We start from the raw sequence: 26,254 nt of genomic DNA, 5'->3' as shown, positions 1-26,254 counted from the left end.
ATCATGATTAGATTCATCATTGCATTATTTTGTGCTGCTGCAATAACCTTGGGGTTATTCTTTGTAATGCAGTACTTAATCAAGACTGGTGGCGGTGAAATGGGTGAACCGCCGCAGGGGAAAGTACTTGATTTTGTGCGTGTTAAACAAGAAGAGCAGGTAGAACAAAAAGATAGAAAACCGCGTAAGCCGCCTAAACCAGAGCAGCCACCGCCACAAATGCAGGCTCCGCCGATGGAGTCTAGTTCTCCGGATGCAGGAAGTGCTGGTATGGATTTCTCTGCTGATGTCTCGGCAGATGTTGGTCTGGAAGGTGGTGCAAGTCTAGGTGCTGGTGATGGTGACTTTGTACCAATTGCTAGACAGCAAGCTGTGTATCCAAGGCGCGCAATGCAGCGTGGGATTCAAGGCTACGTAATAGTGGAATTCACTGTGACTAAACTTGGTACAGTAAAAGACCCTGTGGTAGTGAAAGCTGAACCCGAAGGGATTTTTGAACAAGCGGCAATTAATTCTGTGCTAGGTTATAAGTACAAAGCGCGGATTATTAACGGCGAAGCCGTTGATGTGGCCGGGGTGCAAACCCAGGTTACCTTTGAACTTAACTAACGGGTAAGGAGCAAATAATATGAAAATTCATTCACTCTTTACTGGCCTTGCATTTTGCTTGCTTTCCGTGACATTGTGGACGGGGTCTATTGGCAACGGCGTTATATCGTTAAGTTCAGCTGTGGCGCAAGAAAGCGAAGTGAAAACTCGCCGTGTGCCTACATTGCGAGCCAAAGTATTCGAACAATTGTCTCGCGCTCAAGAGGCAAACGATCAAGGTAACACAGTAGAAGCAGTTGAAATTTTGGATGTAGTAAAATCCAAAATGGATAGTATGAATGCATATGAAATTGCCACTATGTACAATTTCTACGGCTTTATTTATTACGAACAAGAAGACTACGCTAAAACTATAGAAGCGTTTGAAAAGGCAGTCTCCCAATCGCCAATCCCTGTTGGATTTGAACAAACTGCTTTATACAGTTTGGCTCAGTTAAACATGGTACAGGGTAACTATGATGCTGTGGTGGATTACTTGAATCGCTGGGAAGGTTTAGCAAGTGGTGATATTCCGCCGAAAAATTTGGTGTTAAAAGCACAAGCCTTGTATCAAGGTAAGCGTTATGAAGAAGCGATTTCTATTTTGGAACAAGCCATTGCTGATCATGAAGCTGCTGGCTATTTACCGGATGAAAACTGGTTAGTATTGCAACGTGCTATCTACTTTGAGCTAAAACAGCCTGAAAAAGTCAAAGACATCATAGCTAAACTCATTCGTTTGTATGATGCGCCAAAATACTGGATCCAATTAGCTGGTATGTATGGCGAGTTGGAACAAGGGGATAAGCAGCTAGCGACCATGGAAATCGCCTATCAGAGAGGTTTTGTAACCTCGCCTGGTGATACCTTTATGTTAGCGCAACTCTACTACTTCAATGGTGTTCCGTATAAAGGTGCACGTTTGATGGATCAAGCGATAGAAGAAGGAATATTAGAAGCTAACAAGCGCAATATGGAATTCTTAGCGCAATCTTGGCAGTCGGCGAAAGAAGACGAGAAAGCCATTATCGCTTATGAGAAAGCAGCTGAATTATCTGATGATGGGGTATTAGATGCGCAGTTAGCACTGCTCTATTACAACACTGATCGTTTTGATAAAGCTATTGCATCTGCAAATAAAGCAAATGAAAAAGGTAATCTGCGTAATCCTGGTAACAACTACATGGTATTAGGATTGGCCCTCTACAGTAAACGCCAGTTTGCTGAAGCTATTGAGATGTTATCGAAAGCGGAAGAGTTTCCTCAAAGCCGAGCTTCTGCTCGTCAATGGAAGCAATTTGTTGGTCGTGAACGCACCACATTTGAAGCGCAACAAAGCTTAAATTCTGCGCCATGACATTAGCGCATGACCACTAGTGGATAGACATAAAAAAGCGTTGCTCAGGCAACGCTTTTTTGTTTCAACTACCAACTTCCGGTATTTTCCATACTCGCCCAAGGCTCTTGGGGCGCAAGTGCATCGCCTTTTTGCAAAAGCTCAATAGAAATATTATCAGGGGAGCGAACAAAGGCCATATGGCCATCTCTTGGCGGGCGGTTGATAGTCACACCAGCGTTTTGAAACTTTTCACACAAGGCGTAAATATCATCCACAACATAAGCGAGATGACCAAAGTTACGGCCGCCGTCATAATCTTCTGTATCCCAGTTATAGGTCAATTCCACCATGGGCGCTTTTTCTTTTTTAGCGCGTTCTTCGTCTTCAGGCGCGGCTAAAAACACAAGAGTAAATCGACCACCCTCGTTGTCATAACGATTAATTTCTTTTAAACCAAGTAAATCACAATAAAAGTGCAGTGACGCATCTAAATCTTTTACTCTTACCATGGTGTGTAAATAACGCATAAATCTCCTAATTCTAAATGTACATTAAACTTCTAATGTGAAAATAAGCCCATTTAGCGTCTTAAAATTTCTGGCTTTTAAGCGCATAAAAGTTGTTATGGAACGGGCCATTTAAAAGCTTCGAAATCATGGATGATTTCGCAGAGCGCCCATGGATGGGTTCACAGCGTCTTTTAAATGGCCCGTTCCATCTCAACCCAAAAAGCGATTGAAAGCTGGGAATTTTAAGACGCTCTATATAATTTTCAAATAGAAGTTCGTTTTCGATAGATTTAATACGATTTAGTGTCGTTAAATAGATCTTTCATTTGGTTAGCAAAAGCCACAAATTTTTCTTTCATGGTTTTTTTCACTTTAACCTTGATGGCGGTTAATAGACCTACACCTTTTACACGAATATGGGGGGCTTGTCGCCCGGCAACAGTCGCTAAATGATCGTCAACACCACTGAGTATATTAATGACAGAAGTAGAAACGTTGATGTTTTCAGGCACATAAAGTTTATCGCTGCTAAGAATAGAATAGACTTTAATGGTGACATTGGGAGAGGTGAATATCGCATTTGAAAAGTCCAATTTAATTTCGCCTAATACACTAATACAGGTGATTTCTTTGGGTACAATCCAACTACCGCTTTTACTTGAGGTTGATAGAACAGATACGATTTTGTCATCATCACTTTTAGCACTAGCGTCATAGGTAGTTTCAAATTGGCGCGCTTGTTGCTGCTTAATGCTATCATCCTTTGGTGGATGAAGATCTTTAGCTTGATCTACAATCTCTTGATGAGAAGTGGATACAGTGGCAATGTCCAATCGGCGCTCGAAAGCCTCTTCTGAAATAACTGCATGGCTGTAATTATAAATTAGCGTATCTATCGTCTCTTCTCGAACTTGTTCAATGGGTCTATCTTCTAATTTAATCTGGCTTTGCATGCTGATATTCCTGAAAATTGCGTTTTAGTTATCCTTGCGACTATTGTCTAAGCATTAATCAATTTGCTAATTTCGTCAATTGTGCAATTGTAAACATAAGTTACAAACTGTTATTTCGGTAATATGTGATTGCGCAGTCAAATATAGTTTCAGATCAATATTGTTGCCTATCAATTTGTTACCATAATCCAATCATAGAAAGCTGACTAGACAATTATGCAATCAATAAAATCTCAATTCTCAAATAAAGTAGAATGGTCTGAGTTAATCAAGTCCGGAGATCGTATATTTATTGGCTCTAATATCGCCGTACCTAATGCCTTAACCGACAGCTTAATTGATGACGCCAAAAATATCCGCGATCTAGAAATGGTGCACATAGGCACTGTATCCGAAGATCGCTGGGCTGAGCCTCAGTATAAAGATAGATTTAAAATAAATACATTTTTTATCCACGGGAAAAAAGTACGTCAAGCAGTGGATGAAGGGCGTGCTGACTATACGCCGTGCTTTTTATCCGAAATTTCCAGTTTATTTAGCAACGAGACTCTACCTTTAAACGCAGCCTTGATTATGGTGTCGCCGCCAGATGAGTTAGGGTTTTGTTCATTAGGCGTATCCGTAGATATAGTGATGGCGGCTGCTCGTTCGGCTAAACATATTATTGCCCAAGTTAACCCCGAAATGCCCCGTACTTGTGGCCACTCGTTTTTACACATCAGCGAATTTTCAGCCTGCATCGAAGCTCGACAACCTTTACCGGAAGTCAAGGTTGGGGAAAACACCAAAATTATTGAACGTATAGGTCAGTATGTGGCTATGCTAGTAGAAGACGGCGCTACTTTACAGCTTGGCATTGGTAAAATTCCAGATGTGGTAATGCAATATTTGCATAGCCGTAAAAATCTAGGCATTCACAGTGAAATGATCAGTGATGGGGTGATGGATTTAATTAAAGCCGGGGTGGTAAATAACAGAGCGAAAACCTTCCACCCAGGCAAAACAGTGACCAGTTTCTGCATGGGTACCAAACGGTTATATGATTTTATCGACATGAATCCCCATATTGAGTTTTATCCCAGTGCTTATGTGAATAAGTCAGCCAATATTGCAAAAAATGCCAATATGGTGAGTATAAACTCAGCGCTTCAAGTGGATTTGAGTGGTCAGGTCGTTGCCGATTCCATTGGTTATAAGTTTTATTCAGGAATTGGCGGACAAGTTGATTTTGTGCATGGTGCCTCTAAAAGTAAAAATGGAAAGTCCATTATTGCCTTACCATCAACCGCAAAAAACGGTGAAGTCTCTCGCATTGTGGCGACCTTAAGTGAGGGTGCTGGTGTAGTAACATCGCGCGGAAACGTACACTATGTAGTGACTGAGTTTGGCATTGCGAGCTTAAAAGGCAAGAGTGTTCGTGAACGAGCGTTGGAACTATTGAGAGTTGCTCATCCCAAGTTTCGTGAAGAATTGCTTAGCCAAATTCGTCAGCAATTTTGGGTACCTAATTACCAAAAACATACGCCTACCGATATTCCTGAACTTGGTGACGTGCAACTACTCAAGCATGTGATTGATGATGATGTATTCTATTTGCGTCCACTAAACCCTGCGGACGAAAGACGTTTGCAAGAGTTCTTTTATTCCCACACCAAGGACACGGTCAGGCTACGCTATAATTATGTGCCTCAAGGCATGACCAGGGAAAAATCATGCGACTTGGTCAGTGTAGATCAAAGTAAAGACATTGCGTTAACCATAGTGCGTCAAGAGGGCTCGAAAATTCGTATTGAAGCGGTGGGGCGTTACTACCTTTATCCAGAGGAAAATGCATGCGAAGTAGCCTTTGTAACCCGTGAAAATCTGCATGGAAAAGGCATGGCTAAGCGTCTGCTTAGCACCATGATTGATATTGCGTCGAAACGTGGAATTAAGAAAATGTTTGCAATAGTGAAATCCGAAAACAAACCCATGTTAGCGGTTTTTGAAAAGTTTGGATTCAAACGTGTTTTTAATCCAGATCCTGGCGAAATTGAATTAATCAAATACTTACAAGAATAAGCGTTGCACATAATTTAAGGAGTTTTGCATGACCATTACCATAATCGGGAGTCCTAAGTGCACGCTACACAACATGGATCCTGAGCATCCTGAACATCCCATGCGGTTGCACAAAATAAACGATCAGATTATTGCCTCTGGTTTAGAATTAGTGGTTCGATTCGCGGATGCCAAACCAGCGTCTTTTGATACCTTGATCCTAGCCCATGATCCAAAATTTGTTCAGCATGTGTTTGATTCCGCCCCAAGAGAAAAAGACGAGCGCATTTGGATTGATGACGATACCATCATGATGGAACATACGTTAAATGCCGCCCTTTATGCCGCTGGTGCTGGTCGTGACGCCGTTGATTTGGTTATGCAGGGTGACGCACCTAGTGTATTTTGTGCGGTAAGACCGCCAGGTCACCATGCTGGTTACGCTTCTTCATCAGGCTTTTGTTTATTTAACAACATTGCTATTGCAGCAAAATACGCGTTGAAAAAATATAATTTATCTCGGGTTGCGATCGTGGATTTCGATGTTCACCATGGAAATGGTACTGAAGATATTGTTAAAGACGATCCTAGAATAATGTTCTGCAGTTCTTTTCAGCATCCTTTTTATCCATTTACTGGGGACGGGGAGACTCCTAAGCACATCATAAATGTGCCTATAGATGCTGGTACTCAAGGCAGTGTGTATAGAGAGAAAGTTGATCTTTGGTGGCAGGCTTTAGATGAATTTGCGCCAGAATTAGTATTTATTTCAGCCGGCTTTGACGCCCATGCAGAGGATGATTTGGGGCATCTTCGTTTAGTTGAAGATGATTATGCCTATCTTACCCGCAAGATTTGTGAGGTAGCAAAAAATCATGCTCAAGGACGAGTAGTAAGCATGTTAGAAGGCGGCTATGCGCTAAGCGCTTTGGCTAGAAGCGTAGTAGCACACATTAAAGTACTCTTAGATTAGCCGAGTTAAAAACGACGAAGGTGTTTGAGACCTAACTAGATGCTTATAAAATCTATGGGGACCATTCACCTAATAACATCGGAACTAACTCCTCTGATCAAAGTTGGCTTAGATGATATTCAAGACCACTTCTAGCTAGCGCAATGTGATTCTCTGCTAATTTAGGACTATTAGAACGGTAGAGTTCTCTAGATTCTTCTATAATTTCCGCAATCCGTTGGTGACGAAGCTTGTGATTACGCTCTGACATATTAAACTCTGTGTTAGAGAACTCAGCCTCAAATGACGACAGAGCCTCTAAATCTTTATCAGTTGTAACTTTTGTTACAGTGTTTATGCCAAAGCCTTCTTTCAGCATATTCTCATCTTGTATGGCACCCACGGCAGCCACCGATGCGGCTGAAAAAACCAAAATTCCTACACAACCTATAAAAGCATGTTTTTTTGCGAGTTTCATAATTGACCTATTGACCTATTGACCGACTTAAATAAATATTCAAAGTGTGTATCTCAATGAATTCAATAAAAGTGCCAATTGCTTAAATCAATTAAAGCTTTATATGTGAATGATTTTTATAGCGTATTTATATTATTGTTAGGTTATCAAATGAGTCATATGGCGATGTTTTTCATCATATTAAGAATATTTTACACATTCTTTAATTTTCTCGATTCTCGTCTATCATCATCTTAGGTGCATTTTTATCGCCTATAGTGGCTGGTGCTTAAAACAGTGTGTAAAGAGAAAGTTGAACTTACCCATAAGATTTGTGAGGTAGCAAAAAATCATGCCCAAGGACGAGTCGTAAGCATGTTAGAAGGCGGCTACGCGCTAAGTGCGCTAGCGAGAAGTGTGGTAGCACACATTTAGGGTGTTGTCTCAAATAAGAGTAATGGAGCGTCTGGGCTTTTGATTGACAAAATACCGTTAATTTCATCGTAAAACCAACCACTAGCAACTGCTTTTAAATCTTCCTCGCTGGGATATTCTGGCAACGAAGCACTGTTTAATTGCACTTGACTAGGTTTGTTTTCTTGCAGATGCACTCTTAACAATAATGCTCTTTGCTGCGGTAAGTAGTCACCGTCCAATCGATTTACAGTCAATTGTAAACTATCGATACTTTGTTGCAAGCTAAAGTGAGTTCTCAGATATTCCCCTTGTTGATAGTCAAAGGTTTTTCCGTCGTCTTCATATAAAGTGTATTGGCTATATTCAGTGGGATAGAAATCTACTGTTAAATCTTCGCCTTTATTCGGATCATCTGTAGATTTACCTACTTCACCCGTGGGGATAATACCACCTTTACGAACAAATAATGGAGGCTGTCCTAGTGGCGCAGGTACAGTGACATACTGACCACCCTGAAACACTTGATCGGTGTAAAAATATACCCATTCGCTGTTTTCAGGCAGATAAAGCGTTCGGCTTGCTGTATTTTCGGTAAATACTGGCGCGACTAATAGATTGGGCCCAAATAAGAACTCTGTGTCTTGATTATAAGTGATGGGATCTTCTTCATGGAAAAAGAAAGTTGGCATTAAAACAGGACGCCCTGTGCGATGTGCTTCTTCAAACAGTGTGTAAATATAAGGCAATAAACGATAGCGCCATTTCACTAAATCGCGCAATCGGCTAGTGTGAGGTTCACCGAAAAGCCAAGGCTCACGAGGTGCTGTGATATTTGCAGAATGGTTGCGAAATAAAGGAGTAAACAAAGAAAACTCCATCCACCGTGTAAATAACTCCGCATCTGGAGATTCTAAAAAGCCACCCATGTCATGGCCGAATTGGTTTTGGCCACTGATTCCCATACTTATGCTCATTTGAATGGAAACACGAATACTTTCGTAACCACTCCACGCATCGCCACCCCAAGTATGCGCATAACGTTGAATACCAGAGTATCCTCCCCGAGAAAAATTCCATGGTCGTATATTCGGACGCAATGCTAACTGCGACTCGTAGGCAGTGCGGTTCACATAGTTGGCATATAGATTTCGCGATTCAGTTTGACCGCGTATATCACCGTCAAAATTAAACATTGCATCCGGCATGAAGTTATTTGCTGGTTCATTTAAGTCATTCCATAAGCCGCTGATCCCCGTACTCATAAATGTCCCAAGTTGGGGCTTATACCAATTTTGTACGTCTGTCTTAGTGAAATCGAGAAAGCTGACATTACCAAACCAAATTTGATTGACATGGGACTCTCCTTCAAAGTTCTTCACGAAATATTCCGAAGCATCTAAAAACGGCCAAAGTGCATCGTCTGTTCTAACCAATGGCTCATTAATATAAATACTTTTAAATCCGTCTTGTAATAAATCTGCATGCATTTGGGTTGGGTTAGGAAAATCAACAGGATCCCAAGTGAACTTTTGAAATTCATCCATATAGTCGATATCAAACCAAAGGGTATCGGTAGGGAAGTCTTTCTCTCTTAATTGTTCGGCAATATTTTTTATTTCGTCTTCGCTTTGCCAACCATACCGAGAATGATGATGTCCTAGGCTCCAAAGTGGAGGTAATTGATTGAAACCGGTTAAGCGGCTGTAAGTATTTGCAACATCCTGAGGGTCTGGGCCTGCAATTAAATAATAATTCAATTCGCCCATGTGTGCGCCAAAACTTAGCACGCCAGGCTCTGAATCAGCGACATCAAAGAACGGATAGGCAGGGCTATCTAGAAACAAACCATAGGCTTTGTTGTCTAGTATTCCGTAAAAAAATGGGTAGGATTGATAAAGTGGATCAGTAAATTCGGTATAGCCCGCGGAGTCGGTGTTCCGCATAGTAATTGTGCGCCCCCGACGATTCACATTTCCACCTCGCATACCTAGACCCAAAATAGCTTCGTTAGGTGGCGAATATTTACGGTTTACAATTAGACCTGTAGTATCATCAAACAACACCGACGATTCTAAGTCAGCCGAGAGTAATGCACCGTCATCATGTAAAGCAATCACACGGAAAGGTTCTTTAATCACAGCTACCATCATTTTGCTGGTCAATAGCCAAACCACTGGGCCGGTGTCATAAATACTATCTAAGGGAGCATTGAAAGAAAGATTTGGCGCTATGGCAATGCTATTACGAGTAGATAAAGTGCCAGTTGGATTGATACGCACTCTGACCAATGTATTATCCATGAGATCAATCCGCACCTTGGCGCCACTAGATAAATCAAACTCTACAGCCGACTGAAAAACTTGGGTACTAGTTACATTGCCTATAGGTTGAAATTCGGCCTTTGCGCTAGCTGCAATAAATAAAATACCAGCTATATAATAGTGGACGTAAAATAAGTGTTTGAAAATTGATCTAACCATAACTTCCCTATTGCGACTTGTAACACTGCACTATGCGCCTAGGAGGCGCTGCTTATTTCAAGATATTGAGATAAATCCATATTAATTTAAACGAGTAGCTCAGTATCAGCAAATAGCATTGTTATGACTTCATAAATGTTCATATCAAATATATATGGTAGATATGTCGTTTATAAATTGAACAGATAATTACCAATCCTAATATAGGCTTTCTAGGCTGTAAAGAGCGTTATGGCGACAGTTAAGCAAAGTTGTCAGTAATTGATTGGGATAGGGAAGTTCATTACAAAGAATCGCCAGGATCATGTTTCTTTTTGGTAATAGGCAATACACTTGCATTAGCCCCAAACTTAGTTTTTGGGGCGTATATAGAATTTTCCGACTTCAGTCTTTTCTACTTCAACCAAGGTGCCGGCTGGAATAGGCGTTTTGCTGCATAATATCCAGTTAATACCAGAATAGCGGTAATTGACTTGGCTATCAGGCCCAACTTCTTGTTCAAGTGTAAAGCTATGGCCAACGAGATCGTTCTTAGCGGGCTTTCTACTGACTTTTTCCTGAAAGCGCCTAAGCGGTTTATACCCGTAAATTGCTAACACCAAGGTGAGTACGCTTATGCTAATTAACGCGCTAAACCAATCACTGGATAAAACCCCTGTAGATATCAGAACAGAAGTAATCACCATTGCGATGCCAACAAAGCTTAAGAAAAAGGTCGCAAAACCTAAAATCAATACTTCGATGGCAAGAATTACTAGCCCTAAAATCAATAGGCTAGTAGCAAAGTGTTCGGCAAGCCACTGCATTAGTTTTTGCCTTGGTTCATTTTATTGATTATGGCCATGGCTTGGGCTACGATTGCGGCAGCATCGGTTGAGCTATCCGGTAACAGCACCACAGAAGAATCTTTGGCAATGGCTTTACGCGCTTCAATCGCTTTGGTCGCGAGATCCAATTGAATGGCTTTTTGACCAGCTTCTGTATCTGCAGCGTCACCAACCTCTTTCAATGCTTTTGCTTGAGCTTCAGCAACAGCAAGGATTGCCGCTGCTTCACCTTCTGCTCGTAAAGTTTGTTCTTGCTTTTCCGCTTCTGCTGCTAATACAACCGATTGTTTTTCGCCTTCCGCGCGGTTAATGGCAGCTTGACGATCCCCTTCAGACTCTAGAATTTGAGCCCGTTTCACACGCTCAGCTTTCATCTGTGCTTCCATGGCTTCCATAACAGAATGAGGAGGCACTATGTCTTTGATTTCGTAACGCAGTACTTGAATGCCCCAAGGGCCGCTGGCATCGTTGATGGAGCTTACGATATTGGTATTAAGCATATCTCGTTCTTCAAAGGTTTTGTCGAGCTCCATTTTGCCTAGTTCCGAACGCATTGTGGTCTGGGCTAACTGAGTAACAGCAAATACATAGTCATCAACACCATAGGTTGCCTTGTAAGGATCAAGAACACGAAAATACAAAACGCCGTCTACATGCAAGGATATGTTGTCTTTGGTAATTGCACTTTGCTCTGGAACATCTACGGCCTGTTCTTTTAATGAACGATCAGCGGCAACGCGGTCGACGAATGGTACGATAAAGTTTAATCCAGCTTCTTTAGTCGACTGATATTTGCCAAAGCGCTCTATTACATAGGCTCGATTCTGTGGCACAAATTTAATAGAGGTTTTGAGTAGAATAAGAACAAAAATCAGTATGAATATTTCTGGGGCTAAAATGTAATCTAGTAAAACTTCCATATACTTCTCCTTTTGAAGGTAATCCTAGTTGAGACTTATACATTTAAATTAGGGACAAGCCAACTTATCTTGAATATGTTTCTCTTAACCAAACTACCGCAATACTTCTCCCATCGATATACTATAGCAAGTCTTGAACAAAGGTCGCAAAGATATAAATGTAAGTAAACGTAAATAAAGCAAGACGAATGAAATGGTTAGTATTCAGGTCATATTATGAAGTATGGCTGACGTGTGAAAGTTTCAGCCTAGGTTGTTCAAATAAAACAGCAAATTATTTGTTATGCTAATCTAATGTTAGCTAAGCAAACACTTTATTGAAAAGGAAGAGCATGAAATATTCAACACTGGGCAGTTCTGGATTTGACGTCTCTAGAATTTGTCTAGGCAGCATGACTTGGGGGATTCAAAATACCCAAAAAGAAGCCGATGAACAAATTGATTTCGCATTATCCCAGGGCGTTAACTTTATTGATACTGCAGAGATGTATCCTATTCCACCTAACGAACCTACCTATGGCGATACTGAACGTGTAATAGGCAATTGGATTGCAAAACACCCCGAAAAAAGACAAGTCATTTATATTGCGACTAAAATTGCCGGTGCTGGACTAGGGTATATACGTAACGCAAGCATGATATCTCAACACAGCATTCCCTTAGCAATTGATGACTCATTAGCCCGATTAAACACAGATTATATCGATGTGTATCAATTACACTGGCCAAACCGCACATCACCGCATTTTGGTAAACATTGGCCGAATACAGTAAAAGCGACTGAAACCGATGTAAAGGATGAAGTTGAGAGAAAACGCGGTATTTTAATCGCTCTAAAAGATGCGATAGATAGCGGCAAAATCAGACACTGGGGATTATCTGATGATACACCTTGGGGCATTCATACATATTTACGATTGTGTGAAGAGATGGGCGTGCCTAAACCTGTATCGATTCAAAATGAATTCAGTTTGGTGCATCTAAAAGATTGGCCTTATTTAATTGAAAGCTGTGTTTTCGAAAATATAGCCTATCTGCCTTGGTCACCTTTGGGCGGTGGTATGTTGTCAGGTAAATATTTGAATAACGCAAGACCAGAAGGTAGTCGCTGGACTATGGTACAACGACAAGGCTTGTTTCGGGATTCTGAGCAATCAAACCAAGCAATTAGCTCTTATTGTGAAATTGCGAAAGCCCATGGTATTACCCCAAGTCAATTAGCATTAGCTTGGTGTAATCAAGTGGACGGTGTTTGTTCAACGATTATTGGTGCTACCACTATGGCACAGCTTCAAGAAAACGTAGCAGCTTTTGATATCACTTTATCTCAAGAGTGTTTAGCGCAAATTGATAAGGTTCTGCGACAATACCCAATGGCATTTTAAACACAAACTTGCTTTTCAACTTCTAGCGTATTCTCAGGAATACGCTAATTTTCTGTTTGAATATCTCTCCAACAAATAGAAATGTGTTCAAAATTTGAAGCTAGAGGGCGTTTTCGTTTAGACTGCGACTAAGGTGTTATGAGTATGTTAGCCAACGGATTCATTTGTGTTAACAGGAATCGTAAACCTCGAAATATGGCGTTAATACCAAAGTCTCATTTTTAAAAATAGGAAGATGACTATTGTAATCCTGTACTAACAAGCTTTAACGGAGGCAAAACTGTGAGTGCCAAAACTTATCCAGTGCCAGAAGCACTAACACAAGGAACTCATTTTAGCGACGCTGACTATCAAAAGATGTATCAAGAGTCAGTTACAGATCCTGAGGGATTCTGGTCGAAGCAAGTCGACTTGTTGGATTGGTATACAAAACCGACCAAAATAAAAAATACAAGTTTCAGCCAAGACAATTGCAGTATTAAATGGTTTGAAGATGGTGAATTGAACGCCAGCTATAACTGTATTGATCGTCATTTAGAAAAGAATGCCAAGAAAGTGGCATTGTTGTGGGAAGGTGATAGCCCAGAAGACGAAGAAAAAGTAACTTATCAACAATTGCACTACGAAGTATGTAAATTAGCCAATGGTTTGAAAAAGCTTGGCGTAGGAAAAGGTGATAGAGTCGCTATTTACATGCCTATGGTGCCACACGCAGCTTATGCAATGCTAGCGTGCGCTCGCATCGGTGCTGTGCATTCAGTTATTTTCGGTGGCTTCTCACCAAATGCCATCGCCGATCGTATAAACGACAGTGATGCGAAAGTTATTATCACATGTGACGAAGGCCGTCGTGCTGGTCGCAGTGTACCTTTGAAAGCTAACGTCGATGAAGCCGTGGCCAATGGCGCTTGTCCAAGTATCTCTGCAGTTCTTGTGCACAAACTTACTGGTGGTGATGTGCAGTGGAATTCTGATGTTGATGTCTGGTGGCATGAACTAGTAGAAGAATGTGCTGCGCAATGTGAACCTGAAGTGATGAACGCTGAAGATCCGCTATTCATTCTGTATACGTCGGGTTCTACAGGTCAACCAAAAGGGGTTGTACATTCTACCGGTGGATACTTGCTCTACACTGCACTTACTTTCCAATACGCATTTGATTACAAAGAAGACGATATCTATTGGTGTACAGCGGATGTGGGTTGGATCACTGGTCACAGTTATATGACCTATGGTCCTCTAGCGACAGGTGCAACCCAAGTATTCTTTGAAGGTGTTCCAACTTATCCTGATGTGCGCCGTATTGCTCAAGTTGTAGAGAAATACAAAGTGAATCAACTTTATACTGCGCCGACTGCTATTCGAGCGCTAATGGCTCATGGCGAAAAACCGGTTGAAGGTTGCGATGTTTCTTCATTGCGAATTCTAGGTTCAGTGGGTGAGCCCATTAACCCAGAAGCTTGGGAATGGTATTACAAAGTGTTTGGTCAATCAAAATGCCCAATCATAGACACTTGGTGGCAAACAGAAACCGGTGGCATGATGATCACCCCTCTACCAGCATCTACCGCTCTTAAACCGGGTTCAGCCACGCGTCCAATGTTTGGTGTACAACCTGCATTGTTTGATGCTGAAGGTAAAGAGCTAGAAGGTGCCACTGAGGGTAACTTGGTCATAAAAGATAGCTGGCCAAGTCAGGCTCGAACGGTTTATAACAACCATCAGAGATTCATAGAAACCTATTTCAGTGCTTATCCAGACGTATACTTCACCGGCGACGGTGCACGTCGTGACGAAGATGGGTATTACTGGATCACTGGACGAGTGGATGATGTACTTAACGTCTCCGGCCACCGATTAGGTACTGCCGAAATTGAATCCGCACTGGTAGCTCATAAGTTAATTGCTGAAGCCGCTGTGGTTGGTTATCCACATGACATTAAAGGCCAAGGCATATACGTCTATGTGACCCCAAATGAAGGTGTGGAAGCGAACGATGAGTTAACTAAGGAAATTCGTGCTTGGGTGCGTAAAGAACTGAGCCCAATCGCTACTCCTGATTTAATTCAATGGACCTCAGGTTTGCCTAAAACTCGCTCTGGTAAAATTATGCGCCGAATTCTGCGTAAAATTGCCGCCAATGAATACGAGCAACTAGGTGACACCTCAACTTTGGCAGATCCTTCAGTAGTCGATAAGCTGATTGATAACCGCCTAAATAAATAATAATCAGGCGAGCTTAGCTCGCCTTTTTTATTTTCATCAGAGCAATCGTGAGAAAGAGTTGCAAGGCTTTAACAAATTGTTAAACTTGAGGTCTTACGTAGCATACAAGGAACTTGGTATGATTACTCTGTTAATCGCCGATGATCACCCCCTCTATAGAGATGCGCTTAAAGGTGCGCTCAATATGAACTTTTCAGAATTAAAAATTCTGGAATCTGAAGATTTAAATGGCACTGTTAATCAACTGATGAAAAGCGAAGTTGATTTACTTCTTCTCGATTTACATATGCCAGGCAGTAGTGATCTGTTTGGTTTTTTGCATATTCAAAAGCAATTTCCTGATTTACCTATAGCAGTTGTGTCTGGTACAGAAGACACGGCGTTGATTTCAAAAATTGTAGGTTTAGGCGCGTCCGGCTTTATTCCGAAAACCGCCAGTGCACGTGAAATTACCGATGCAATCAATGCAATTTTAGAAGGTGATGTTTGGGTACCAGAGAAGCTCAGACAGCAAATTGAGTTGCTCGATGACGAATTTACCACCTTAGCTGAAAACGTGGCCAGCCTTACGCCTTCACAATACAAAGTGCTTTGTTACATGCGAGATGGATTACTCAATAAGCAAATAGGTTACAATTTGGATATTGCTGAAGCGACAGTAAAAGCTCACGTAACTGCGATTTTCAGAAAATTAGGCATCAATAATCGCACGCAAGCGGTTTTGATAGCTTCACAGCTTCAATTAGAACCTCCTACAGGGGAAGAGGTCTAGCTGGCCTTTTCATTTTCTTCTACACCTGCGTGTCGAATGAATTTACTCATGGTTTGCAATAGCGATCTTAATTTTGCCGGTTTTAGGGGTTTGGCTAAGTAGTTAACCCCTTGTTCATTACACAGCTTCAACAAATCATCTCCGCGTTTCGCCGTGACTAAACATGCCGGTAGAATTATATTTTGCTGCTGGCGTATTAAATCGATAATTTCGAGGCCATCTGGGCCTTTACCTAATTGATAATCGACCAATAGTATATGAGGATCGAACTCTTTGGCCTTTTCTAGTCCAATCTCATAGTTTCTAGCGACTTCGACAGTGCAACCCCATTTGTTTAATAGCGTTCTCATTGCATCGAGGTTTTCTTGCTGATCATCTATGCAGAGAATTTTCAGTTTACTAAACACCATTTGCAGCGGTGATTTGACTACTTTCGCTATTTCTGGCGCGTCCACTTTTCTAAATTGAACGGTAAAACAAGAGCCATGATTTTCTTGTGAAATAACTTTTATCTGGCAATCAAGTTGTTGGCTTAGACGCTTTACTACCCCTAATCCTAGACCTATACCTTTTTCATCGGAATTTTTAACTCGATAAAAATCGGAAAATATAGCCGCTTGTTGTAACTCTGGGATTCCTATCCCTGTATCGCGCACTTCAATTTTTACCTGATCACCAATGACTCGAACGGTAACTAATACTTTGCCTTTTTTGGTATATTTCACCGCGTTTGATACTAGGTTTTGTACAATGCGATATAAATAGGTTTTATCCGCCGATACCCAGCAATCTTGCACTCGCGCTCGAAAATCTAGTCCTTTCTCTTTAGCGCGCATTGATAATTCATTCATAACGGGTGTAATTACTTCTTTAACATTGACTGTTTCGATAAAAGGATTGAGTTCACCTTGATCTAAGCGAGAGATATCCAAGATAGTGCTAATCAAGTTCTCACTTGAAACCACCGAATCGGTCAGTTTACTAACGACTGTTTTTATATCAGTATCTAAATTTGCTTCTTCTAGTACGGTTAAATACAGCTTAGCTGCATTTAATGGTTGTAATACATCATGACTGGCAAGGGCCAAGAATCGGGTTTTACTTTCGTTAGCATCTTCCGCTTCTTTTCGCGCTCTGATGAGGGATTTTTCTAGCTTGTTCCGGCGTTCAATTTCTAATCGTAGTTCAGCATTAATGGAGTGCACCTCTTCAGTACGTTTAGCAACCCTAGCTTCCAAATCGATATTCGATTCTTTTAGTGCTTGTTGAATTTCAACGTGGCCTGTAATGTCATGGAAACTAGTAACAAAACCACCCCCGGGTAAGGGGTTTCCAACCATTTCTATTACGCGGCCATCGTCTCTTTGACGCACGAATTTGTGCGGCGTGCCGTTGCGCATATGTTCTAGGCGTTTTGCTACCTCGGAATCTACTTCACCTGGACCACATGAACCTCGCAACACGTTGTGGCGAATTAAGCGCTCAATAGGTAATCCCACTTTTACTAAACCATCTGGATAGTTAAATAAATCCAAATATCGTTTATTCCAAGCCACCAAATTCAAATTCTTGTCTACAACGCTAATACCTTGAGAGATGTTTTCTAAGGATGTTAGCAAGGCCGTCATGTTGAATTGCATTGCCTGAGTGGTGTCATCAAAAAAGCTTACGACTTCAGTGATGTCTAGCTTTTTACCTTTAACCAAACTATCAATTAGCGCTTTAGCACTACTAGCTCCCACAACACCGCCTAGAACTCTCTCGCAATAAGAGAGTAATCGCTCACTTATTCTATCAGTGTCGCTTAGGGTTAACTGATTCTGTTTTTCATAATCTTCAAACACCTGTTGTGAGCGTTGTGGGCCGGTAAAACGATTAATTAAGGTTTTTAAATCGTGTACCGTTACTTCAAATATAGAATTGGACGGTGGCGCTTCTAAAGCCGTTGGTCGAACAAATATTTTAGCTTGGATACGATCGATAAATCTTGGTTTGGCAAACATCGAAAATCCGATGTATGCAGCAGTGTTTACTATTAGGCTGATTATCGCCCCTTTGCTCAGTACCTCGGTCTGGTAGCCATTTGTATTGGGTTCGAGCAATGGCATTAGCAGATACATGACCCAGACAGTAAAACCGGCTGTTAATCCCGCAAAGACGCCATGAGCATGACCTTTTTCCCAGTAGAGACCACCAACAATGGCCGGCAATAATTGAATTACTAAAGAAAAAGCAAGCAAACCTATAGAGGCAAGGGGTGCTTGATGGGTCAATTGCTGTTGATATAAAAAGGCCAGTAGTAAAATAACAAAAATGACGCCACGGCGAATACGTTTAATGCGTTTTACTTTATTGGTAAATTGACCAGCTTCCTTGTCCATTAATTTTGGCAGAATAACATCGTTTGTAATCATGGTACTTAATGTCAAGGTAGCAACAATGATCATAGCAGTTGCTGCGGACAAGCCTCCCATAAAAACTATGGCTTCAAGTAACAATGAGTCTGCTAACAAGGCAATGTTAATCACATAACTATCACCTTCAATACCTTGACCTGCAAATAGAGAATTCCCTGCAGAAGCGATAACAGGAATAGTAATAGCAATGGCTAAAAGGTACAAAGGAAATGCAAAGCGCGCGATTTTAATGTGACTAAGATGCAAGTTATCAATCACGGTAATGTGAAATTGTCGGGGTAAACAAATCACTGCGGCTCCCGCCATTAGGGTTTGTGCCCAAAACGTAAAGGAACTTAAATTGACCAAACTATTTTCGGAGAAGTAGTGGGCGAGAATTGAGCCATCATTATTGGATTTCCAATAGCTATAACCAATAGTTGCGACCAATATTAACGCCATTAACTTAATAATAGATTCAAATGAAATGGCTAGCATTAAACCTCGGCGATATTGGGTTACATCCGTATTACGTGTGCCAAAGTACATGGCGAAACCGGCCATGAACAAACTGGCAAGTACCACAATAAGTTGGTTATCGTCTTGATTAGTTACTGCGCCAAAAGTACTGCCGATAGCTTTGAGCTGTAGCGCTATATAAGGAATGGTTGCCATCAAAGCAATCATGGTCACCAGTAAGGACACAATTTGGCGTTTACCGTATCTGGAGCCAATAAAATCGGAAATAGTAATAATATGTTGTTTTTTACTTACGTGGGTTAGCTTATAAATAAAGCTGTTAAAAATCACATAAACAATGATGGGCCCAAGAAAAATGGGCATAAACATCCAAGGTTGTTGACTGGATTGTCCAACTGCGCCAAAGAAAGTCCAAGCAGTACAATATATTCCTAATGCTAGACAGTAGACTAAAGGATGAGAGGTTATCCATCTGGCTGTAGGCGTGTTTTTGTCACCCCATTTTGCCACCCAAAATAAAACAAATAAATAAGCTAGAGCCAGTACCAGCCAACCGATCGACATGTAAATTCCTATACAAGGTTTTAACAATTTCTAGAGTAACACAATCAACACTAATACTATCATAGTAAGACTATTGTCGCATTTTGAAATTTCTCATACCTCTCTAGAGTAGCAATATCCCTTAAATCTTTTGGGTTCTGCACGTAACTTATTTTTTTGGGTTGCATTTGATTGAAGGATTTTTAGACAATTTCTTGTGGTTACAAGAATGTTAAAAAAATAACAGCTCGTTAATTTGGTGAGGACAAACAATGGCTTTTAAAAACGAAAACGATCAAAAGGCATATTGGAAGGAGAATCTCTCCCTTCTTTTTATCCTATTGGCAGTCTGGTTCGTCGTTTCATTCGGCGCCGGCATTCTATTTGTTGAACAGCTCAACGCAATAAGATTCTTTGGCTTTAAGCTTGGATTCTGGTTTGCGCAACAGGGTTCAATTTATGTATTTGTTGCTTTGATATTTATCTACATGAAGAAAATGAATGCGTTAGATAAAAAATACGGCGTAGAAGAGGACTAAAAGATGGATGTACAAACGCTTACGTTTATAATTGTAGGGGCGAGTTTTCTTCTCTACATCGGAATAGCAATTTGGGCCCGTGCTGGTTCAACAAATGAATTCTATGTTGCTGGTGGTGGTGTTCCTCCAGTGATGAATGGTATGGCAACAGCCGCTGACTGGATGTCTGCTGCTTCATTCATCTCAATGGCTGGTCTTATTTCTTTCATGGGGTACGACGGTGCAGTGTATTTGATGGGTTGGACAGGGGGTTATGTACTATTAGCACTTTGTTTAGCACCTTACTTACGTAAATTTGGTAAGTTCACTGTTCCTGACTTCATCGGTGACCGTTATTACTCGCAAACTGCTCGTACAGTAGCAGTAATTTGCGCCATCTTTGTCTGCTTTACTTACGTAGCTGGACAAATGCGTGGTGTAGGTGTGGTATTCAGCCGTTTCTTAGAAGTTGATATCGTAGCCGGTGTTGTTATCGGTATGGCGATTGTATTCTTCTATACTGTATTAGGTGGAATGAAAGGCATTACCTATACTCAGGTTGCTCAATATTGCGTATTAATTTTCGCTTATTTAGTACCTGCGGTATTTATCTCAATCTTGGTGACAGGTCACGTATTACCACAAACTGGTTTTGGTGCAACCTTAGCTGATGGATCAGGTGTTTATCTACTTGATAAATTAGATGGGCTATCCACCGAACTCGGGTTTAATCAGTACACCGACGGTAGTAAATCCATGATCGATGTGTTCTGTATTACCTTAGCACTTATGGTAGGTACTGCTGGTCTTCCACACGTAATCGTTCGCTTCTTCACTGTACCTAAAGTATCTGATGCACGTAAGTCAGCTGGTTGGGCATTGCTATTCATTGCAATTCTTTACACTACAGCGCCTTCATTAGCTGCTTTTGCTCGCGTTAACATGATCGAAACGATTAACGGTCCAGACGCTCAAGGTACAGAGTATGCGAATGCGCCTACTTGGATTGTTAACTGGGAGAAGACAGGTCTTATTACGCATACTGATAAGAACAACGATGGTAAAATGTTCTATTCAGGTGATGACCGTAATGAGATGAAGATTGACCGCGACATCATGGTATTGGCAAACCCAGAGATTGCTGATTTACCTGCATGGGTCATCGCATTGGTAGCTGCCGGTGGGGTAGCAGCAGCATTGTCAACATCTGCTGGTCTCCTATTGGTAATATCAACTTCGGTTTCACACGATTTAATGAAGAAAACGCTCATGCCGGATATCTCTGATAAAGGGGAATTGCTCAGTGCTCGTATAGCAGCGGCAGTGGCAATCTTAATTGCAGGGTACTTTGGTGTGAATCCTCCAGGATTCGTGGGACAAGTGGTGGCCTTCGCCTTCGGCTTAGCGGCATCGAGCTTCTTCCCAGCAATCATCATGGGTATCTTCAGCAAGCGTATGAATGACAAGGGTGCGATAGCAGGTATGGTTTCTGGTATATTATTTACTACGGCCTATATCGTATACTTCAAGTTCATCAACCCATCGTTAAATACACCAGACAATTGGTTCCTAGGTATTTCACCAGAAGGTATTGGTTCAATTGGTATGGTTGTGAATTTCGTAGTTGCTTTCATTGTGTTCAAAATGACAGATGAAGCACCACAAGAAATTCAAGAATTGGTTGAGAGTATTCGTTTCCCTAAAGGAGCAGGTGAAGCCTCAGCTCACTAATCTGGGTAAGCTCAACTAGCAATACTCGTGCAAGGCCCAGCAAATGCTGGGCCTTTTTCCGATCAAAACCCATAGTGTTAATTTGAAAATCAGGGATCGCAACATGTCAGAAACTGCACAGCAAATACTGGACTTTCTAGAGCAACAAGGGCCATTCGATGAATTGCCTACCGAACGTCTAAAAGAGATTGCGCAAAATAGTCAGCTTATTTATTTAGCGGATGAAAATAAGCAAGAAATGATAGAGCAATATGGTCGCGAACTCTTTATTATTCAAAGTGGACAGTTTGCAGTAAAAGATTGCGATGGACCTATTAAGCATTTAAGTGATGGTGATTACTTTAATTTTCCAAGTTTGCTAGACGATGTTAGCTACAAACTTTCTATCGTCGTTGATAGTCCTGGACTCATCTTAATCGTTAATCACACATATTTTACCTCGGCTATGGATGATCCCAAGTTCTCAAGGTTCTTTAGAGCGTCCCACAATGATGAATTACAAAATCAAGCCGTAACTGACGCTAATTCCATGTGGCTATACAAACCTTTATCAGAGGTGGTGAGTAAAGCTCCTGTGACCATTGCACCTACCGCCAGCATACAGTCCTGTGCGCAAAAGATGAAAAAACACAAGGTTTCTTCAGTATTGGTCATGGAAGAACAAAAGTTAATTGGCATTATTACGGACAGAGACTTGCGCAATAGAGTGGTTGCTGAAGGCCTAAATATTCAATTCCCCGTAAAGCAGGTGATGACAGAGAATCCAGCCTTTTTAACCAACCATAAAACCATATTTGATGCAGTCGGAAAACTCAATGAGTTTGGCATCAATCACCTACCTGTTTTAGATGCTGTAACAGGTGAAGCCGTGGGCATGATTACCAATACGGATATCTCAAAACAGCAACGCAGTAATGTACTTTTTATTATCAGTGATCTTTCAAAGTCAGAAAATTTATCTGAGCTGGTCGACCGTTCATGGCAAATTCCGCACTTCTTATCTTCATCAGCCAAACGCGCTGGTGACTTTGACATTGCCGGTAAAGTACTTTCTCAAGCCACGGACATCATGACCCGGAAATTGATTACCTTTTTTCAACAAAAGCATGGGCAAGCCCCCATGCGATATTGTTGGCTGGTATATGGATCACAAGCAAGAGAAGATCAGGTTATGGGGTCGGATCAAGATAATGCTTTGTTATTAGAGCGAGATCCAAACGAACAAGAAGCGACCTACTTTGAAGAAATGGCTGGTTACGTTTGTATGGGCTTGGCCAAATGTGGCATCAAACTATGCCCTGGCAATATTATGGCGTCAAATCCAGAGTTACGAAACTCGGTAGACGAAGCCATCAAAGAATCAGAGCGATGGGTGCGTAGTCCAACGCCAAAAGCCATGTTGCATTTTAATATCTTTTTAGATGCTAGGGCGGCCGCTGGCGATACCTCGCTGTTTGCAAAGCTCCAAGAAGCTAGAGTGCCTTTATTTAAAAAGAGCATGTTTTTAGCTGCGCTGGCAAGACAAGTCAATGAAGAAAGTGTGCCTTTATCGATGTTTCAGAAATTTGTTTATGTCAAAAATGCTGAACACAAAGACAGCATAGATATTAAATGTTCAGCGGTGGCTATTATCAATAGTCTGGTGCGTCTTTATGCCTTGTCTGAAGGGTTAAAAATGCCTGCAACAGTGGCGCGTTTAAAGAATATTTCTACCGCATCTGGATTGTCAGACAAAGACCGTAATAATTTGCGCGATATTTGGTTGTTTTTAAATCGATTGCGTTGGCGCCATCAATTGACCAATAAGGTGCAAGATAATTTAATTAGAGTGAGCGACCTTTCATCTATTGAAAAGCACCAGTTAAAAGCTGCTTTTCAAGCAATACACCGCGCGCAACAAGGCGCTGTACTTAAATTTTCTGGTGGTATTGGTTAATGTTAGATTTTATCAAAAAGGTAGTGCTTGGGCGTCATCCCATTCCTGATAAATTTAAGCATTCGAGATATTCAGAGTTGCCATTTTTAGCTATCGATTTGGAGTTTACTGACTTAGATACTGACAAGGCTAAAGTAACATCTATAGGTTGGATTAAGGGGCAAAATTTTTCCATCAATTTAAATACCGCCCATTATCAGGTTGTTAGAGCAAAAGGGGACTTAAAACAAAGTCCGGTCATACATGGTTTAACAGCCAAAGAAATTGCCAAAGGCTCACACATAAAGGAACATATTCTTCAATTGGAATCCATGGTAGATAGCCATGTTTGGATTTTTCATAATGCAAACCTAGATATTAAGATGATAAGTAAATTATGGAAGTTATTGGCATTACCACCCAAGACAGTTACCACAATTGATACTATGCTATTACAAATATATGTATTGGAAAAAAGCCAAGGTTTTATTCCCAAAGGTGGGGTTCAACTCTCTAGTTGCAGAAAATATTTTAGTTTGCCGCCTGCTCCAGAGCACAATGCACTGGACGATGCGTTGGCAACCTTAAGTCTGTTATACGCTCAATTGTATAGTTTGAATAAGAATGGGCATATGAATTTAATTGAACTTTCTCATACTAGGGCGATTCAAACATTTACATTAGGCGGTTAAAACGCTGTCGTGAGGGATAAACAAACAGTGTTATCGGCCTTGAATGGGGGGATATATGTTTGTAAAACTATTAACTTTCACGCTATCAATTTTGCTGATGAGCGGTTGCACTTCATTCTCGAAGCAAGTCGAGATGCCGGTTTTAAATACCTATGCTTTCGATGACTATCAGGGGCATTCGGTAGAATCACCAGAAGATATTTTTTACCTTACCGATGAAGCAAAATCTTTCGTAGATAAACACGCGGCGGGTCAAGTTACTCACGATGGTAAAGTAACAGAATTACTTAGAGCTATTTTTAGTCGAACGGAATTAAACCTAGACTACTCTTCAAACGCCAATACTACCGCCAGTGAAACCTTTGAAGCCGCAGAAGCGAATTGCTTATCTTTAACTATAATGACCTATGCTATGTTGCAGCATCTGGGCATAAAAGCAGATTTCCAAGAAGTTGAAATACCAGAGTTTTGGACGAGAAGAAACGGTTATACCCTTTTAAATGATCATGTGAACTTGCGCATTAAAGCAAAGGTGATAAAGGGGTCTCATCCACTTTTTCTTCGCGACATGATAGTAGATTTTGATCCACAACCCGGTATTTCTAAATTCCCTGAAAAAGAGCTAACCAAACAACAAATTGTGGCGAATTTCTATAACAATAAAGGCGCCGAACATCTATTAATGAATTCACCGTCAAAAGCCTTTGCTTATTTTGTAAAAGCGCTAGAAGCTTACCCGAAAAATGAAGGCACTTGGTTGAATTTAGGTGCCTTGTATCGCCAACATGGTTTGCCAGAGGATGCGGAAAAAGCCTATCAATATGCCCTTTACTTAGATCCTGAATTTAATACCGCCTATGAAAATTTGGCAGTACTTTATCGCTTAACAGATCGCGAAGAACAAGCGCAAACAATGCAAAGTACCTTGCATAAAAAACGGTCTAAAAACCCCTATTATCATATGATGCTAGGGGAAACTTCGCTTCAAGCGAATAATCCTCAGCAAGCAATAAAGCATTTTAATCGGGCTATCCAAATTAACCATAAGCCTCATCAGTTCTATTTTGGTCTTGCCAGAGCTTTATATCGAATCGGTGAGTTAGATGCATCTAAGAAAGCGTTGGAGAAAGCTCACGACAAAGCGGGGGATACTCGCATAGCTGATCACTATGCGAATAAGATATCTTTGTTAGCAAGTGCTACCTAATGAATTTTAGGCAACACCTAGTTCAGCAAGTCTCTCTTTAAGGTAAGAGTCTGCGGTGTAACGATCAGATAAGACTACATCTGGTCTAGGATGCAAAAACAGAGGCAATGAGATACGTGCCTTAGTTACATCCGTACCTTCGGGGTTTATAACCCTATGTGTTGTAGAAGGGAAATAATGGCCTGATGCTTCTTGTAACATATCGCCAATGTTGACGATTAGATTACCAAAATCAGATGGCACATCTAACCAACTACCGTCTTTAGCTTTTACTTGTAAACCTGGTTCATTGGCAGCAGGTAAAATGGTGATTAAGTTTATATCTTCGTGAGCCGCAGCACGAATCGCATCAGGCTCTTCAGTACCTTCTAAAGGTGGATAATGCAAAATTCGCAACAATGTTTGACCGCTGTCTTTTATCATATTAGAAAGGGGTTCACGGTATTTGTCGCTGACGTCATTGGGAGAATATTCTTCTATCCAATTTAATAACTGGGTAGCTAATGAAAGGGTACTTTCATAATACTCGTGAATTTCTTGCTTTAAATGCGCAGGGCACTGGCCCCAAGGATAATAATGATAATATTCTTTAATATCTTTTTTCTTAAAGCCTTTGGCTACCTCTGATACTGATTTGGGAAAAAAACCATCCTGAGTATCTTTTTTGTAGGTGAATGCCTGTTTTTCATCTGAATTAAAAAAAGCCGCCCAATGCTGATAAATATCACTGACCTTTTGTTGTGATATAGGGTGGTTTTTAAGCACACCAAAACCCGTTTGGCGTAAAGATTCCACAAAGTCTTTTGCTGCGGTTGGCGATTGATAATCAACTGCTTCTAATTTCATTTAAATCTCTTTTCTGTCGTTGCGTTATCGTATTGGCTGCAATTATAGTGAATCCTTGGCG

At 41.0% G+C, this 26,254-nt stretch carries 21 protein-coding genes; 13 read left to right on the top strand and 8 right to left on the bottom strand.

Annotated features, from left to right (window positions below):
• Positions 1–3: 3 nt before the first annotated feature.
• Positions 4–609, top strand: a complete 606-nt coding sequence (locus ACNKW3_RS06425) for an energy transducer TonB (RefSeq protein WP_427398453.1) — start codon at positions 4–6, stop codon at positions 607–609.
• A 19-nt stretch (positions 610–628) separates the two neighbouring features.
• Positions 629–1,945, top strand: a complete 1,317-nt coding sequence (locus ACNKW3_RS06420; RefSeq protein WP_427398452.1) for a CDC27 family protein — start codon at positions 629–631, stop codon at positions 1,943–1,945.
• A gap of 68 nt (positions 1,946–2,013) precedes the next feature.
• On the opposite strand, the gene gloA is transcribed toward ACNKW3_RS06420, so the two are convergent.
• Positions 2,014–2,454, bottom strand: coding sequence for a lactoylglutathione lyase (gene gloA / locus ACNKW3_RS06415; protein ID WP_427398451.1), 441 nt, complete (start codon positions 2,452–2,454; stop codon positions 2,014–2,016).
• Between the two features lie 272 nt (positions 2,455–2,726).
• Positions 2,727–3,389, bottom strand: coding sequence for a DUF1707 and DUF2154 domain-containing protein (locus tag ACNKW3_RS06410; RefSeq protein ID WP_427398450.1), 663 nt, complete (start codon positions 3,387–3,389; stop codon positions 2,727–2,729).
• A 216-nt stretch (positions 3,390–3,605) separates the two neighbouring features.
• On the opposite strand from ACNKW3_RS06410, the gene ACNKW3_RS06405 reads away from it, so the two are divergent.
• Both ACNKW3_RS06405 and ACNKW3_RS06400 read left to right on the top strand, forming a co-directional pair.
• Positions 3,606–5,450 (top strand): GNAT family N-acetyltransferase, encoded by a 1,845-nt coding sequence (locus ACNKW3_RS06405; RefSeq protein WP_427398449.1) that lies wholly within the window; start codon positions 3,606–3,608, stop codon positions 5,448–5,450.
• A 28-nt stretch (positions 5,451–5,478) separates the two neighbouring features.
• Complete coding sequence (locus tag ACNKW3_RS06400) at positions 5,479–6,402, top strand: histone deacetylase family protein (protein ID WP_427398448.1); 924 nt, start codon at positions 5,479–5,481, stop codon at positions 6,400–6,402.
• A gap of 97 nt (positions 6,403–6,499) precedes the next feature.
• On the opposite strand, the gene ACNKW3_RS06395 is transcribed toward ACNKW3_RS06400, so the two are convergent.
• Positions 6,500–6,859 carry a hypothetical protein gene (locus ACNKW3_RS06395; RefSeq protein ID WP_427398447.1) on the bottom strand — a complete coding sequence of 120 codons (360 nt, stop codon included), beginning with the start codon at positions 6,857–6,859 and terminating at the stop codon, positions 6,500–6,502.
• A 276-nt stretch (positions 6,860–7,135) separates the two neighbouring features.
• On the opposite strand from ACNKW3_RS06395, the gene ACNKW3_RS06390 reads away from it, so the two are divergent.
• Positions 7,136–7,273, top strand: a complete 138-nt coding sequence (locus ACNKW3_RS06390) for a hypothetical protein (protein ID WP_427398446.1) — start codon at positions 7,136–7,138, stop codon at positions 7,271–7,273.
• On the opposite strand, the gene ACNKW3_RS06385 is transcribed toward ACNKW3_RS06390, so the two are convergent.
• The 3 genes from ACNKW3_RS06385 to ACNKW3_RS06375 all read right to left on the bottom strand — a co-directional run bounded on the left by ACNKW3_RS06385 (position 7,270) and on the right by ACNKW3_RS06375 (position 11,482).
• The gene (locus tag ACNKW3_RS06385) at positions 7,270–9,735 is read right to left on the bottom strand and encodes a TIM-barrel domain-containing protein (protein WP_427398445.1); all 2,466 of its coding nucleotides are present in this window, start codon (positions 9,733–9,735) and stop codon (positions 7,270–7,272) included. The two genes, ACNKW3_RS06390 and ACNKW3_RS06385, sit on opposite strands and share 4 nt — an antisense overlap.
• A 350-nt stretch (positions 9,736–10,085) precedes the next feature.
• Entirely contained in the window at positions 10,086–10,541 is a 456-nt protein-coding gene (locus ACNKW3_RS06380) for an NfeD family protein (RefSeq protein WP_427398444.1), read from the bottom strand.
• Positions 10,541–11,482 (bottom strand): SPFH domain-containing protein, encoded by a 942-nt coding sequence (locus ACNKW3_RS06375; protein WP_427398443.1) that lies wholly within the window; start codon positions 11,480–11,482, stop codon positions 10,541–10,543. Before ACNKW3_RS06375 ends, ACNKW3_RS06380 begins: the two co-directional genes overlap by 1 nt.
• 332 nt (positions 11,483–11,814) lie before the next feature.
• Between ACNKW3_RS06375 and ACNKW3_RS06370 the strand changes: the two genes are divergently transcribed.
• The 3 genes from ACNKW3_RS06370 to ACNKW3_RS06360 all read left to right on the top strand — a co-directional run bounded on the left by ACNKW3_RS06370 (position 11,815) and on the right by ACNKW3_RS06360 (position 15,865).
• Positions 11,815–12,867 carry an aldo/keto reductase gene (locus ACNKW3_RS06370; RefSeq protein WP_427398442.1) on the top strand — a complete coding sequence of 351 codons (1,053 nt, stop codon included), beginning with the start codon at positions 11,815–11,817 and terminating at the stop codon, positions 12,865–12,867.
• Between the two features lie 282 nt (positions 12,868–13,149).
• Entirely contained in the window at positions 13,150–15,093 is a 1,944-nt protein-coding gene (gene acs, locus ACNKW3_RS06365; protein WP_427398441.1) for an acetate--CoA ligase, read from the top strand.
• Positions 15,094–15,211: 118 nt separating this feature from the next.
• Entirely contained in the window at positions 15,212–15,865 is a 654-nt protein-coding gene (locus ACNKW3_RS06360) for a response regulator (protein WP_427398440.1), read from the top strand.
• Here the strand turns inward: ACNKW3_RS06360 and ACNKW3_RS06355 are convergent.
• Positions 15,862–19,305: a PAS domain-containing hybrid sensor histidine kinase/response regulator gene (locus ACNKW3_RS06355; RefSeq protein ID WP_427398439.1), complete on the bottom strand. Its 3,444-nt coding sequence runs from the start codon at positions 19,303–19,305 to the stop codon at positions 15,862–15,864. The two genes, ACNKW3_RS06360 and ACNKW3_RS06355, sit on opposite strands and share 4 nt — an antisense overlap.
• A gap of 251 nt (positions 19,306–19,556) precedes the next feature.
• Here ACNKW3_RS06355 and ACNKW3_RS06350 point away from each other — a divergent pair, with 251 nt between their 5' ends.
• From ACNKW3_RS06350 to ACNKW3_RS06330, 5 genes are all read left to right on the top strand, one after another.
• Positions 19,557–19,823, top strand: a complete 267-nt coding sequence (locus ACNKW3_RS06350) for a DUF4212 domain-containing protein (protein WP_427398438.1) — start codon at positions 19,557–19,559, stop codon at positions 19,821–19,823.
• Between the two features lie 3 nt (positions 19,824–19,826).
• Entirely contained in the window at positions 19,827–21,533 is a 1,707-nt protein-coding gene (locus ACNKW3_RS06345; protein WP_427398437.1) for a sodium:solute symporter family protein, read from the top strand.
• 103 nt (positions 21,534–21,636) lie between these two features.
• Entirely contained in the window at positions 21,637–23,469 is a 1,833-nt protein-coding gene (locus tag ACNKW3_RS06340) for a DUF294 nucleotidyltransferase-like domain-containing protein (protein WP_427398436.1), read from the top strand.
• Positions 23,469–24,140 carry a 3'-5' exonuclease gene (locus ACNKW3_RS06335; RefSeq protein WP_427398435.1) on the top strand — a complete coding sequence of 224 codons (672 nt, stop codon included), beginning with the start codon at positions 23,469–23,471 and terminating at the stop codon, positions 24,138–24,140. Before ACNKW3_RS06340 ends, ACNKW3_RS06335 begins: the two co-directional genes overlap by 1 nt.
• A 55-nt stretch (positions 24,141–24,195) precedes the next feature.
• Positions 24,196–25,347, top strand: coding sequence for a tetratricopeptide repeat protein (locus tag ACNKW3_RS06330; protein WP_427398434.1), 1,152 nt, complete (start codon positions 24,196–24,198; stop codon positions 25,345–25,347).
• Positions 25,348–25,353: 6 nt separating this feature from the next.
• On the opposite strand, the gene ACNKW3_RS06325 is transcribed toward ACNKW3_RS06330, so the two are convergent.
• Positions 25,354–26,193, bottom strand: coding sequence for an isopenicillin N synthase family dioxygenase (locus ACNKW3_RS06325; RefSeq protein ID WP_427398433.1), 840 nt, complete (start codon positions 26,191–26,193; stop codon positions 25,354–25,356).
• Positions 26,194–26,254: the final 61 nt, after the last annotated feature.

It is taken from the genome of Glaciecola sp. 1036 (assembly GCF_050306235.1).
Taxonomy (GTDB): Bacteria; Pseudomonadota; Gammaproteobacteria; order Enterobacterales; family Alteromonadaceae; genus Glaciecola.
This window is presented reverse-complemented; position numbering and strand designations above follow the sequence as displayed.

Coding starts and splice junctions, on each gene's coding strand:
- ACNKW3_RS06425 (WP_427398453.1), top strand. CDS start 4: ATGATTAGATTCATCATTGCATTATTTTGTGCTGCTGCAATAACCTTG.
- ACNKW3_RS06420 (WP_427398452.1), top strand. CDS start 629: ATGAAAATTCATTCACTCTTTACTGGCCTTGCATTTTGCTTGCTTTCC.
- gloA (WP_427398451.1), bottom strand. CDS start 2,454: ATGCGTTATTTACACACCATGGTAAGAGTAAAAGATTTAGATGCGTCA.
- ACNKW3_RS06410 (WP_427398450.1), bottom strand. CDS start 3,389: ATGCAAAGCCAGATTAAATTAGAAGATAGACCCATTGAACAAGTTCGA.
- ACNKW3_RS06405 (WP_427398449.1), top strand. CDS start 3,606: ATGCAATCAATAAAATCTCAATTCTCAAATAAAGTAGAATGGTCTGAG.
- ACNKW3_RS06400 (WP_427398448.1), top strand. CDS start 5,479: ATGACCATTACCATAATCGGGAGTCCTAAGTGCACGCTACACAACATG.
- ACNKW3_RS06395 (WP_427398447.1), bottom strand. CDS start 6,859: ATGAAACTCGCAAAAAAACATGCTTTTATAGGTTGTGTAGGAATTTTG.
- ACNKW3_RS06385 (WP_427398445.1), bottom strand. CDS start 9,735: ATGGTTAGATCAATTTTCAAACACTTATTTTACGTCCACTATTATATA.
- ACNKW3_RS06380 (WP_427398444.1), bottom strand. CDS start 10,541: ATGCAGTGGCTTGCCGAACACTTTGCTACTAGCCTATTGATTTTAGGG.
- ACNKW3_RS06375 (WP_427398443.1), bottom strand. CDS start 11,482: ATGGAAGTTTTACTAGATTACATTTTAGCCCCAGAAATATTCATACTG.
- ACNKW3_RS06370 (WP_427398442.1), top strand. CDS start 11,815: ATGAAATATTCAACACTGGGCAGTTCTGGATTTGACGTCTCTAGAATT.
- ACNKW3_RS06360 (WP_427398440.1), top strand. CDS start 15,212: ATGATTACTCTGTTAATCGCCGATGATCACCCCCTCTATAGAGATGCG.
- ACNKW3_RS06355 (WP_427398439.1), bottom strand. CDS start 19,305: ATGTCGATCGGTTGGCTGGTACTGGCTCTAGCTTATTTATTTGTTTTA.
- ACNKW3_RS06350 (WP_427398438.1), top strand. CDS start 19,557: ATGGCTTTTAAAAACGAAAACGATCAAAAGGCATATTGGAAGGAGAAT.
- ACNKW3_RS06345 (WP_427398437.1), top strand. CDS start 19,827: ATGGATGTACAAACGCTTACGTTTATAATTGTAGGGGCGAGTTTTCTT.
- ACNKW3_RS06340 (WP_427398436.1), top strand. CDS start 21,637: ATGTCAGAAACTGCACAGCAAATACTGGACTTTCTAGAGCAACAAGGG.
- ACNKW3_RS06335 (WP_427398435.1), top strand. CDS start 23,469: ATGTTAGATTTTATCAAAAAGGTAGTGCTTGGGCGTCATCCCATTCCT.
- ACNKW3_RS06330 (WP_427398434.1), top strand. CDS start 24,196: ATGTTTGTAAAACTATTAACTTTCACGCTATCAATTTTGCTGATGAGC.
- ACNKW3_RS06325 (WP_427398433.1), bottom strand. CDS start 26,193: ATGAAATTAGAAGCAGTTGATTATCAATCGCCAACCGCAGCAAAAGAC.